Origin of the sequence: Helicobacter aurati (genome assembly GCF_003364265.1) — a bacterium.
In the GTDB taxonomy this organism is placed as follows: Bacteria; Campylobacterota; Campylobacteria; order Campylobacterales; family Helicobacteraceae; genus Helicobacter_A; species Helicobacter_A aurati.
Genome location: NZ_NXLW01000010.1, coordinates 17,039 through 30,320, shown reverse-complemented (window position 1 = coordinate 30,320; position 13,282 = coordinate 17,039). Strand labels below are relative to the sequence as shown.

General features: G+C 35.7%; 9 protein-coding genes. 6 read left to right on the top strand and 3 right to left on the bottom strand.

The genetic code is table 11. From position 1 onward, the window contains the following. Positions 1–29: 29 nt before the first annotated feature. The 3 genes from CQA66_RS05940 to CQA66_RS05930 all read left to right on the top strand — a co-directional run bounded on the left by CQA66_RS05940 (position 30) and on the right by CQA66_RS05930 (position 4,130). A complete protein-coding gene (locus tag CQA66_RS05940) occupies positions 30–590 on the top strand; it encodes a DJ-1 family glyoxalase III (protein WP_104763441.1) in 561 nt (186 codons plus the stop codon). Positions 591–811: 221 nt separating this feature from the next. Then, positions 812–2,242 (top strand): nicotinamide phosphoribosyltransferase domain-containing protein, encoded by a 1,431-nt coding sequence (locus CQA66_RS05935; protein WP_104763442.1) that lies wholly within the window; start codon positions 812–814, stop codon positions 2,240–2,242. Between the two features lie 385 nt (positions 2,243–2,627). After that, complete coding sequence (locus CQA66_RS05930; protein WP_104763443.1) at positions 2,628–4,130, top strand: outer membrane family protein; 1,503 nt, start codon at positions 2,628–2,630, stop codon at positions 4,128–4,130. A 152-nt stretch (positions 4,131–4,282) separates the two neighbouring features. Here the strand turns inward: CQA66_RS05930 and CQA66_RS05925 are convergent, their stop codons facing one another. The 3 genes from CQA66_RS05925 to acnB form a co-directional block, all read right to left on the bottom strand. After that, a complete protein-coding gene (locus CQA66_RS05925) occupies positions 4,283–5,620 on the bottom strand; it encodes a (Fe-S)-binding protein (protein WP_104763444.1) in 1,338 nt (445 codons plus the stop codon). Positions 5,621–5,634: 14 nt separating this feature from the next. Then, on the bottom strand, positions 5,635–7,077 hold the full coding sequence (hemN, locus tag CQA66_RS05920; RefSeq protein ID WP_104763445.1) for an oxygen-independent coproporphyrinogen III oxidase: 1,443 nt from the start codon (positions 7,075–7,077) through the stop codon (positions 5,635–5,637). 270 nt (positions 7,078–7,347) lie between these two features. Next, the gene (gene acnB, locus CQA66_RS05915; protein WP_104763446.1) at positions 7,348–9,921 is read right to left on the bottom strand and encodes a bifunctional aconitate hydratase 2/2-methylisocitrate dehydratase; all 2,574 of its coding nucleotides are present in this window, start codon (positions 9,919–9,921) and stop codon (positions 7,348–7,350) included. A 121-nt stretch (positions 9,922–10,042) separates the two neighbouring features. Between acnB and cysK the strand changes: the two genes are divergently transcribed. From cysK to CQA66_RS05900, 3 genes are all read left to right on the top strand, one after another. Then, positions 10,043–10,963, top strand: a complete 921-nt coding sequence (gene cysK, locus CQA66_RS05910) for a cysteine synthase A (RefSeq protein WP_104763447.1) — start codon at positions 10,043–10,045, stop codon at positions 10,961–10,963. Positions 10,964–11,136: 173 nt separating this feature from the next. Beyond that, positions 11,137–12,264, top strand: a complete 1,128-nt coding sequence (locus CQA66_RS05905; RefSeq protein WP_233707772.1) for a tRNA dihydrouridine synthase — start codon at positions 11,137–11,139, stop codon at positions 12,262–12,264. A gap of 20 nt (positions 12,265–12,284) precedes the next feature. Continuing rightward, positions 12,285–13,277, top strand: a complete 993-nt coding sequence (locus CQA66_RS05900; protein ID WP_233707773.1) for a hypothetical protein — start codon at positions 12,285–12,287, stop codon at positions 13,275–13,277. Positions 13,278–13,282: the final 5 nt, after the last annotated feature.

The window sequence follows — 13,282 nt, the reverse complement described above, 5'->3', positions numbered from 1 at the left end:
AATATTCAACTAAAATTTAAGGAGAAACCATGCAAACAAAAAACGTATTAGTCCCACTTGCAGAAGGTTTTGAAGAAGCAGAATTCATAGGTATTGTCGATGTGTTAAGACGTGCTGGTTTGCAAGTTATCATCGCAAGTCTCGATAAAAAAAACTTAGTGAAAGGAACAAATAATATTGTCGTGCAAGCAGATACTGCATTGCAAGATGTCGCAATAGAAGCCCTTGATGCTATTTGTCTAGCGGGAGGCTTTGAAGGAATGCAAAATCTTAATAATAATGAAAAAATTTTACACATTATTTCAGAGCTACATAAGAAAGGGAAATTGGTCGCCGCCATTTGTGCGTCACCCATTGTATTAAGTAAGGCTGGAGTAATTGCTGGGGATTTTACTTGCTATCCTGGATGTGAAATCGGTATAGCGGGCAATAGATTGGCAAAAGCAGTAGTTGTAAATGGTAATGTTATAACTTCAGCTGGTCCTGCTACTGCCATTCTTTTTGGCTTGGAAATTGCTAAATATCTTTGTGGGCATGAAACTTATAAGAATCTCTATGAGGGAATGCAAATGCCTCTTGTAAGAGCATAATAAGGACGAATTATTTCTTCTCTATATGATACAGATTGCGATAGAATAGTTTCATTGATTGAAATCGATATTCTCTCCTCTCTACTTTATCTCACTATATTTGTTACAAAAATGTTGCACTTTAATCTAAAGAAGATTCTCTATTCAATAATTTTCTTAATACAATATAAAACATCTTGCAAAATGATTCAATCATTTATGACAGACTTATAAGGGTTTCCATGAATTATCCAAAATTGCTTTTTATCGCAGACTGCTATAAGTACACCCATGCAGCTATGTATCCTACCGGATTAAATGAAGTCTACAGTGTGCTTTATTGCAGAAAACCTCGACTTGACCTCCGCTCGCTCAATGGGCATATTGTCACTTTCGGTATGCGTCAAGCTGTTGCAAAACTACAAAGAATCTATACGGAATTTGTCGCTTATCCAAGAGAAGAATTAAAAAAAGCTCTAAAATTCATTTATACGGATTTTATGAAACTTAACTGCCAACAAGATTCTTATCAATTTCTGATTGACAAATGGCTGAATCTACCGCCTACTATACCCGTTACATTTAAAATGCTACCAGAAGGGACATTCATTACAAGCGATACTCCGATTATGACAATTTATTGTCAGGAAAAAGAATATTGTTGGTTCGTAAATTTTATAGAAACTTACCTCAATTCTGAATTATGGAAAACATGTTTTATTGCTACAAAAGCTGCCCTTTTTAAAAGAATAGAATATGACTGCTTAGGATACTACCTTGACGATAGCTATAATTTCCATGATTTTTCAGCAAGGGGTATGAATGGTATTGAAGATTCTTATAATTCGTCTATGGGACACTTACTTTTTTTTAGCGGAACAGATTCAGTAATGGCTGTCAAAAATATTTGTGATAACTATGGCTTTGATGTAGGGCATATTGGCTCTATTCCAGCAAGTGAACATGGTGTTATGTGCTTGGGTGGAGAAGCAAACGAACTTGAAACTTTCAAAAACATTATGCAAAGATTTCCTCAATCTATGGTTTCAATTGTGGCGGACACTTGGAATTTATGGGAAATTATAGAATCACTAAAGCAAGATCAAGAATCTTTTGCCATGATTAATGCGCGGAAGTTTCCTATTGTGTTACGACCGGATTCGGGGGATCCTTTTCTCATTCTGACTGGAGATAAACATAGCAAAATTCCACAAGCGCAAAAAGGTGTCATTAAACTTATAGATGAATATTTCGGCTTTGATAAAGTACGTATTATTTACGGAGATGCAATTACGGTGGAACGTGCAAGAATGATTTATGACTGGTGCATAAAACACAATTATAATCCAACAGATTTCTTGTGTTTGGGTGTCGGTAGCTATGCCTATAATTCGGGAATTAGAGATGATGTAGGCTTAGTAACCAAAATGACTTGGGCTAATATTAATGGCAAACCCACACATTTAATAAAAAACCCCATTACAGGCAATGATAAAACTTCACTCTCTGGAAGAGTAGCACTAACACAAGAAAGAAAAGTACTGCAATTTTTGGATTCTGAAATCGAAAACGACATGTTGCAATATGATTTAGAAATAAAAAGCCTAAGCCAAATAAGAGCTTATAGTAAAAAAGAATTTTTACGAGCGATTACCAATCAAGCTTCAAACTAAATTTATTCTCAATGTAGCCAACCAAATTATGAGTAATATATCCTCATAACAACACCGAACTACTACAAAATTATCAAAAAGTAAACATTAAAAGATAAAATATATTATTAGATAAAAATATTTTTATTAATTTCCTTATTATGCTACTATAAGTAACATAATAAGGAAACTTTAAAATTGACGTTTTATTTCTTCTATATCATTACTTGAAATGCCCTTGATACGCAATTTATTACTTTTTTATAACAGAGAAACAAAGAATATAAAACGAATCAATACAAAAAAATCTTGTCTTATTGATTAAAACCCACAAAAAAATCTATTTTATTTCCCTTTTAGTTATAATCCAATACATAACGAATAAAAACACTTAAAGGATTTAAAGATGATAAGCAACATCAAAGCATTTGTAACTTTCACAAGTGCCTCACTTTTACTTAGCAGTTTATTCGCCTATTGCGAACAATACACAACACAAGAGGAAAATAAAAAAATATTTAGTTTTAAAGGTTCTTTGGAAAGCTTTACCAAAGCAGGATTCAATACACAAAGCATTAATGTTGCAACTGGTGCCTATCCCACAGAGAGCTTTTCTACTATCTTTGGACAATTTGATACAAAATACAACTTACTAGCCGTCATCCATTCAGATTTTATTACCAAATTCGAATTTGGTTTAGGCGCATCTGCTGCTGGGTTTACTTGGGATTCTACCTTACATGATATTCGCGATTCTGCAGCAAATAGCTTTAGTGGACTAAGTACGGGCAGCGGATTAAATAATAATTATGTGGGGGCATATTTTGGTCCTGCTGGCAATGGTGGAACTGTAAATGGAGCATATACAAATAATCGATACTTCCTTGTACATAACGCTTATCTTGATTTACAAACAAAATACTTTAACCTCAAGGCAGGACGCTATGAATCAGAAATGGATTATCACACAGGGTATGTGCAAGGATTTAATGTGGACGCACATTTTGGCTATGGCAATCAAGAAGAAAATCCCAACAACAATATAAAAGTCTGGTGGTTTAGCTCTTTTGGAAGAGCCTTTGCCTATTCGGAATGGTTTTTGGATTTCTATTTCCCGAAGACTACAACGGTTAACGGTAGAGATGTTAATTATGGTATCCATTCTGTCGGTGTGGACATCAATTATGGTGGATTCAAACAAAATGGAGATATTACCGTAGGGCAAAATCTCTTAGTCCGCCCATTCTTTTGGTTTTATCCTGGATTATATGAAGCACCGGGGATGAAAATAGTGTATGAAAATCAATTTGGTAATGGCTATGGCATAAAAGCTACTGTGCAAGGATTTGTATTACATATACAAAATTCACACACTACGGCAGCTAACCCAAAAAATAAAAGATATGATGAAATTATAGACAAATGGTCGCAGAATCTCAACATCATTTTACAAGCAAATATCTATAATTATAATGTGCGCATTGGCTATTATCAGAATTTTGGTAGTGCTAATTCGCATTTCGGGACATATGGTAATCCCATAGGACTCGACTATTGGACTGCTAGCGTCTATGACATCGGTGCTTCTATTAGCGACTTAATTAATAGAAATGCAATTACTGGCTATCTCTCTGGAGGGGGATTCTATGAAACTAAACTCGGCGCATTCAGCTGGGATATACTTGCTCGAATCACAAGAAGCCCAAGAAGCGATGAGGAAAGTATTGCACTCACTTTAAACCATGCTTTTAAAAACAATATCACTTTAGGGCTCAAACTTGAATGGTTGAAAGACACAACAAAAGCTGGATACAATCCCGGTGCTACGCTAGTAGGTAGTGAGGCACTGAAACAATCGCGCACAGATGATAGGAGTCATTTGTTTGCTACATTCGCTTATAATTTTTAGAATCAAGCAACATAAACACAAATTAGTCGACAATGAAATAAATGAACAATGAGAGGAATAAAAGGGAGGTAGACATTATTATTACTTAGAAATTCATTGCCTAGAAAATGCGATACTACATCCGCTCCCCCAAATACTAAATATAGGCTATTTTATAATCCTAAATTTTGTGCAATCAATTCAAGTGGATGCTTAAAATCTACATTAACGTTATTACGTACAAGAGAATCATTAATTTGCATACGGCACGCGCTACATTCTGCACTAACAATATGTGCCCCGCTTTTTGCGATATTATGCGCCTTATTGTCTCCGACATGCTTTGCCAAATGATACTTCTCGCTCTGTATTGTTACACCACCAAACCCACAGCACACATTGCTTCCTTGCATTTCTACCATAGTAAAATTCCGTAATAATTGTCTTGGCTCTTGAAAAACTTTTAATGTTTTACGTGCATGACAAGGGTCATGATAGGTAATTATATTCTCTGTATCTTGCCACAGAGGAGCATCCTGAAGCAACTTCATAATCCTTGTATGCTTATAGAGCCACTCACTAGCCATAAAAGTTTTTTGAGTGAGCAGTTCCAACTTCTTCAAATATTCTGTATTATCAATACCAAACACTTCAGATTCTATCTCAAGGGCATGCGACCAATCAAGTTTAAGCATAGATGCACAAGTCGCCTCTGGAATCAATATGGCGTCTAACTCATCAAGAAATGTCGCAAAATAATCTAAATTCTTTTTAATCAACCTCGTTGTATTGCGGATATCTCCGCTAAAAAAAGCTGGTGCACCGCAACATTCTTGCTTGCTAGGAATAAAAACCTGAACATCTAATCTCTGCAGAATTTTTACAAGACTAACTCCTACATTGACATAGTTATAATTACTCAAACAACCAATATAAATCCCAATTCTCTGTTGTGTGACAGAAGCAGAATCTGATTGGAATGATTCTAACCATCCTTTATATCGTTGCAAAAAACTTCTTGGCTGAAAAGGCATAATCACTCGATTGCCAAGAATCTCTTTTAACTTTGGAATACTGAAACGTAGCTTATTATGTCCATTTTGCGCTTTAAAAAGACAAGGACTAAAATAAAATCCTAGAGAAAAGATAAAATTAAGAATCTTGCGATTACCCAAAAGGAAAAAGGCTATTTTTTTATACAATGGGATACCATATTGCCTTGCAATATCTACGCGCGCTCTCTCAATAACAACATCGATTGGCAAACTCATTGGGCATTGTGTTACGCAAGTGGTACATAAAAAACAAGATTCTATAGAATCCTTGAAATTTTCATCGATACGAAGTTTGCCTTCCGCATAAGCACTAACTATATCCAAGTAACCACGTGGCGCAGTAACTTCATCACGATTAACAGAATATATTGTGCAAGTAGGAACGCACTTCGCGCACTTTACGCAACTCAACGCACTTTTTTGCATAATACTTAAGGGACGAACTACATTACTCATACTTCTCTCGCAATCTAAATAGTTTTACTAAATTGCCTTGCAATATTCTTTGCTAAATATGTATCAAATACCATGGCAATATTACGAATAAGCATATTGCCTGTCGCATTGACTTTTAATCCCTTAGAATCTATTACTAAAAATCCTAAATCCTGAAATGATTGCAGCTGTTGCAATTCTTTCTCAAAATACAGTTGAAAGTCAATTCCAAACGTCTTATTCAAAGCAGTAAAATCCAATTGTGCAGTATTCATAAGATTCATAATGACTTCTTTACGTACAATATCTTCAGCCTGCAAGATAATTCCACAAGCTACAGGTAGCTTATCGGAATCTAATGCTTTTTCATATTCTTGCATATTTTTATAATTCTGCGTATAGTAATTCACTCCCTCACCGATTGCAGTTACACCAATGCCAATTGTTTGAGAAAAACCTTTTGTAGTATATCCCTGAAAATTACGTCGCAACTCTCCTTTTTGCTGTGCAAGATATAATAAATCGTTAGCTTTTGCAAAATGATCCATGCCAATCATGCAATACCCATGATGTTGTAAAAAAGAAATAATATTTTTGAGCATAAGAAGCTTATGCGATGGATGGGGCAATGTAGTCTCATCAATCTTTCGCATAGTTTTTTTAACCCAAGGCACATGTGCGTAATTAAAAATTGCCAATCTATCTGGCTGCAAAGACACAACATCTCGCAAAGTCGCTAAAAAACTTTGTACATTTTGAAAGGGAAGACCATAAATCAAATCAAAATTAATCGAACTAATACCATACTTCCTAGCTATTGCCACAGTATTCTCAACAAGTTTTATGGGTTGGATTCTATTAATCGCTTTTTGCACTTCCAAATTAAAATCCTGTACGCCAAAACTAATACGATTGCAACCATTTTCTCGCAAAACAGCCATTTGCTCATCATGGAAATATCTTGGATCAACCTCACAACTCACTTCACAATCAACACTAAAATTGGGGAAAACTTCCTTTATCATAATAAATATCTGTTGTAATTGAACGGCAGAAAAAAATGTTGGTGTACCACCACCAAAATGCAGCTGAACAACCGAACGCGTAGTATCAAGTGAATCTTTCAATAGGGAAAGCTCTTTTTGAAGATAACGTATATAACGATCTTTTTTCTCTTCTTTACTTGTATAAATAACATTACAACCGCAAAAATAACAAGCACTTTTGCAAAAAGGTAAATGTACATATAAAGAAAGTGCCTTATCTCGATGATACACATCAGAATCTTTAAGGCATCGCTGCAAATCTATAGAAGTAAAATCTTTAGAAAATTCATTGGCAGTAGGATAACTTGTATAACGAGGACCCGGCTTAGAATGCTTTGCTAACACATCAAAATCGATATCAAGAACATCTTGTTTATAATAGGAATCTTCTCTATTTGTAGCTTGCGCCTTATATATAGTTTGTGTTGGCATACAATTCCCTTGTTCTCTATTTTGATGAATTATAACACAATATTCTGCACTCTTCAGAATCTATGAATTTCACAATGAATATAAACAGACAACAAACTTTATTGATTATTTGATATTAAATCTCTGATTTTTTCAGAATCTATTCCAAATAATACAATATTTGTTAGCAAAATCAATAAGAACACTTGCATAAATAAAATGAAATACTATATTTAATAGCTCACTTTTAATAATATCATCATAAACATCGGTTGGGCGAAACGCAATAAATTATAGTGTAAAATCCTCAATCTTATTAAACTCCAAATATCGATAAACTTTACCTGTATTTCCACCTAATTTCTGCGGAACAATTTGGAGATATTCCTCTGGACTTGGTAGCCTACCAAGCTTCGCGCATACCGCAGCAAGCTCTGCGCTGCCTAGATACACTTGCGCACCTTTTCCCATACGATTATCAAAATTACGCGTAGAAGTAGAAAATACCACAGCATTATCTCGCACCCTCGCCTGATTTCCCATGCAAAGACTGCAACCTGGCACTTCAATTCTCGCACCAGTTGCACCAAAAAGACTGAAGTATCCTTCATCGCTTAATTGTTTAGAATCCATTTTAGTGGGCGGTACAAGCCAAGTACGTGTAATGCTCTGTCCTTCGTTTTTCATGATTTCGCCAAATGCCCTAAAATGCCCGATATTTGTCATACAACTTCCAATGAAAACTTCATCGATATTTTTCGGTCGTTTAGAATCCGCAAGTATCTCACTTAGAGTCGCTACATCATCTGGATCGTTAGGACAGGCAAGAATAGGCTCTTTAATATCAGCCAAATCAATTTCAATAACTGCCGCATATTCTGCATCTTTGTCGGCTTTTAAGAGTACAGGATTATTTATCCATTTTCTCATTTTTTCGGCTCTACGTTTTAGAGTTTCCGCATTACCATATCCATCTTTCACCATCGCCTCAATAAGTGCAATATTAGATTCTAAGTATTCAATGATTGGTTCTTTATTGAGAGCAATTGTGCAAGCAGCTGCGCTTCTTTCGGCACTTGCATCAGAAAGCTCAAAGGCTTGTTCTACCTTAATATCTTCCAACCCTTCAATCTCTAATACTTTCCCACTAAAAATATTTTTTTTATTTTGCTTGGGCACAGTCAAAAGCCCTTGTTTAATTGCATAATAAGGAATTGCATTAACTAAATCACGCAAAGTAATGCCCGGATTCATTGTTCCTTTAAATCGCACTAAAACAGATTCTGGCATATTAAGAGGCATGCTCCCTGTTACAGCTGCAAAAGCTACGAGTCCACTACCTGCAGGAAAACTGATACCAATAGGGAATCTTGTATGAGAATCCCCGCCTGTGCCAACCGTATCTGGGAGACAGAATCTATTAAGCCAAGAATGTATAACGCCATCTCTTGGTCGTAATGCGACACCGCCACGATTTGTCATAAAATCCGGTAAAGTTGCTTGCAAACTAACATCTGCTGGTTTAGGGTACGCAGCAGTATGACAAAAGCTTTGCATGACAAAATCAGCACTGTAACTTAAACTTGCCAATTCTTTCACTTCATCTCTTGTCATTGCGCCTGTAGTATCTTGACTGCCAACTGTTGTAGCTTGCGGTTCGCAATATTCCCCTGCTCTAACACCTTCTTTACCGCATGCAACACCCACCATTTTTTGTGCAAGTGTGAATCCTTTCGTGCTTGAAGCTGGTTGCTCTGGTTTCGTAAATACTTCAGACTCTCCTAAACCTAAAAATTTTCTTGCCTTATTTGTAAGACCTCTACCAATAATAAGCGGTATCCTGCCACCCGCTCGGATTTCATCAAAAATTGTATTTGGCATAAGAGTAAAGGTGCTAACAACTTGAGAATCTTTTACAATCTCACCACTGTAAGGCTTCAAGACAATAATATCACCTTCTTTGAGATTATCAACTTTTGCTACAATTGGCAAACAACCGCTATCTTCACAAGTAGCAAAGAAAATCGGCGCAATGATTCCACCAATCACAAAACCACCACTCTTTTTGTTTGGTACAAAGGGAATCTCTTTACCAAAATGCCACACAATCGAGTTACAAGCGGATTTTCGGCTACTACCAGTACCTACTACATCGCCTACATATACGACATTTGCATTATGTTGTGCAGCAACTCTTTTGATATTATCAATACGGGATTCATAATTTTCAATGCGACTTTTTAGCATAGCTTTTGCATGCAAAGGAATATCACTTCGCGTAAACGCATCGCTTGCGGGACTCAAATCGTCAGTGTTTGTTTCCCCATCAATCTTCAAAACAGCAAGCTTAATTTCTTCAGGTAGTTTTTCTTTATGTAAAAACCATTCAGCATTCGCCCAAGATTCTATCACTTCCTTTGCATAAACATTGGACTTGCTAAGCTCTGCAATTGTTTCAAACGCATCGTATACCAAAAGCGTATGCTTAAGTGCTTTAGCTGCAGATTTGGCAATTTCTTGATTGTTCTGCTGCAATGCTTGCAATAAATGTGGAACATTATAACCACCCAACATCGTACCTAAAATATCAACTGCTTCGACAGGATTAAAAACGGCACTTTTAAGTTCACCAGAAATAATTTTTCCCAAAAACTCTGCTTTAAGTTTCGCAGAATCATCAACTCCAGGATTTACACGGTGTATCAATAATTCTTTATAAAATATCTTATCATCACTGTTATTATTTGATAATATTTCAATAATTTCCCTTGTTTGCTTTATATCTAAAGCAAGTGGTGGAATATTTTGTTGTAATCTTTCTTCTGCAAGATTATTGTATCTTTCCATAAAAGTATCTAATCTCATACTTAATCTCCTTTAAAATAATTAAAAACCAATCCTGATTAACCTTTAATAGTTAAAATTATTCTAGCCTAAACGCATAAACATTAAACTTACAGACAAATTTTCAAAAAGGAGTTTTTTCATGATAGCACAAAATGTAACAGAACTTATTGGTAAGACACCAATTATAAAGTTCAATAAATTATCTCAGAAATTTGGAGCGAATATTTTTGGCAAATGCGAGTTTATGAATCCAAATGGATCCATAAAGGATAGAATCGCAATGTCAATGATTACAGAGGGGTTAAAAAATGGCAAAATCAACCAAGATACTCTGATTATAGAGGCAACTAGCGGCAACACAGGGGTAGGCTTGGCAGGAGTATGCGCTTCACTCGGGTTAAAACTAGCCGTCGTAATGCCAAGCTCAATGAGCATAGAAAGGCGAAAAATTATGGCAGCATTGGGAGCAAAACTAGAACTTACTCCGCCAGAAAAAGGAATGAAAGGTGCGTTAGAAAGAGCAAAAGAATTGAATGAAACTAACAGAAACTCAATCATTCTTAAACAATTTGAAAACGAAGCAAATGTAAAAATCCACAAAGAAACAACAGCGCAAGAAATTATTGCTGCATTTGACAAAGAAAAAATTGATATTTTTGTTGCCGGTGTAGGAACAGGAGGTAGTTTAACGGGCATATCCTCCGTATTGAAGCAACATTATCCCAATATACAAATAGTAGCAGTTGAACCAGCAAGCTCGCCTGTTTTAAGCGGTGGTGCACCTAGCCCGCACAAAATTCAAGGAATTGGTGCAGGGTTTGTACCCCCCATTTTAGACACAAATGCTTATAGCGATGTTATCAAGATTGAAAATGATGAAGCATTTTCAATGGCGCGAACTATTGCTTCAAAAGAAGGTGTTTTAGTAGGTATATCAAGCGGAGCTAATGTACATGCAGCGAAGATTCTAGCTAAAAAGCATCCTAATAGTAATATTCTTACTATGTTAAATGACACGGGTGAAAGATATTTGTCGACTGAATTATTTGAAGTTCAATAATCTTATGAAATTTAAATAAGCTAAATTTGTAGAATCTAAATTTCAAAATTCCCCCTATCGTCAAAATGAGAGTTATTAAGCCCTGCAAATTGCAGCCCAAACTTACAGGACTTTTTAAACTTAAGTTAAAAACCAAAATCTTTACCATTAAAACCTAAATTAAGAGGACAAAAGTGGAAACATTATTGCGTTATCAAAACTACTACCATAATGTCAGCACACTTAAACAATCTTTGCAATCATTTCAACATACCAATGCCACAGAAAACCACAATCATGCTAGTAACAACAAAGCAACAAACATATACAACGCACCAAACACACATTGCGCTAAGCAATATTCTCCTGCATTCAAACCTAATAATCAACAAGCAAAAAAGCTTCCTATACCTCTTCTCATACTCGCTCCTCTAGCTGGATATAGCGATGTGCCTTTTCGCAAAATAGTCAAAGATATTGGGGTAGACATTACAGTAAGTGAAATGATAAGTGCGCATGCTCTAGTATACAACAATACAAAGACATTGAAGATGTCCCTCAAAAACTCAAATGAATTACCCTTTGCATTACAGATAGCGGGTAGCCAGGAATCCATTCTGCAAAAAGCCGTAGAGCACATTAACATGCTTGATTGGGTAGATATTATTGATTTCAATTGCGGATGTCCAGCACCAAAAGTTGCAAATCATGGCAATGGTAGTGCCCTACTCAAAGACTTACCAAAATTTGTCTCCTTGCTACAATCCATACAAAAATATAGTCAAAAACACATCCATACCGTGAAAGTTCGATTAGGCTTTGATAAAAAGATTCCTGTGGAACTAGCCCATGCAATCAACGAAAGTGGTGTAGATTATTGTGTCGTACATGCAAGAACAAAAGTTGATTCCTACAAAAAAGAACGTATTGATTATGAATCTTTAGCGCGCATGAAAGAAATCTTGCGCATACCTTTGATTGCTAACGGAGAAATTGATAGCCTAGAAGCCTACGAACATGTTATGCGAATTACTAACGCCGACGGGGCAATGATAGGAAGAGCGGCATTAAAATCACCTTGGATTTTTTGGCAAATTCGCTCCAGAACACAACAATTGCCACAAATTCTTAAGAGAACGTTAGTTCTTAACCATCTGGATTCTATGTTTGAATTTTACGGCGAAAAAGGGGTTATTATGTTTCGTAAGAATCTTCATACCTACGCAAAAGGACATAAAGATTCAAATAAATATAAAGATTTTGTCAATAGTGAAAAAGATTACTACAAAATTCGAGAATCAATAGAATATTTTTTTGCATAAATGAATATCAGGAAGAAACAATGAACAATAAAAAATATTACAATATTTCAGGACATGAAGCCTACCCTTTAAAGATTCTCGTATCTTGTTTTCTCTTCTCTACTTCTCTCTCTCAAGCAACAAAAATACAATTTTTCGTAGGTCTTGGACAATCTTTTAATCAACCAAAGATTCTAACAAATGCCACGAATCAAATGACAAAAAATACCTCAAGCGTCAATGCTAGTGGAGGATATTACTATAATCAAGAGCAATTAGGTAATTATGAAGGTACGATAAAAAATATTACAAATATTTATGCAGGAGCAGAATCAACACTTGATAATTTAGGTGTTTTTACGATTCGCGGATTCTTGCATGCTGGTTACTCTAATAACGTAGGTTTCGGCAATCTCCACAATGTGAGGCAAGGTAATCTAAGAGCATGCAATACGGCAGCTGGGGAATTGCCTAGTCTTACTAATATCTGTTATCGCGATCGTTTCCCTACCTCACAACCCAACACTACAATAACATTTAATGATAATCCCGGCTTTAGTAATACCATTGCCTCAAATGCTCTTATGTTAAGCTATGGGGTAGGCGCGGATGTAGGAATAAATATTCCGATTCATTTTATTATAGAAAAAACAGCAGGATATAAAATCATTGCCCTGCGACCTGGGGTATATATAGGTGGAGGATATGAATTTATCTCTTATAGTATAGGCACTTATGATAATCGCACATACAACAACACAGGCACTGCTCTTATTAAAGAAAATGATACGTTTTATGCTTCTGGTGGTGGATGGTTCTTTCACTGCGGTTTTAACTTTTATATAGGCGAACATTTACGTCTTGATATTGGCGCAAAATGGGATACAACGGAAAGAGAATCGGCAAAATGGTATTTACAAAATTCCACTCAAAATGGACAAGAAAATAATATTTTTGCACAACAATTATTAATTCAAAGTCATAGTATCAGAATGTCATCTCTATGGCATGTTAATGTACATGTACTTTTTTAATCGGT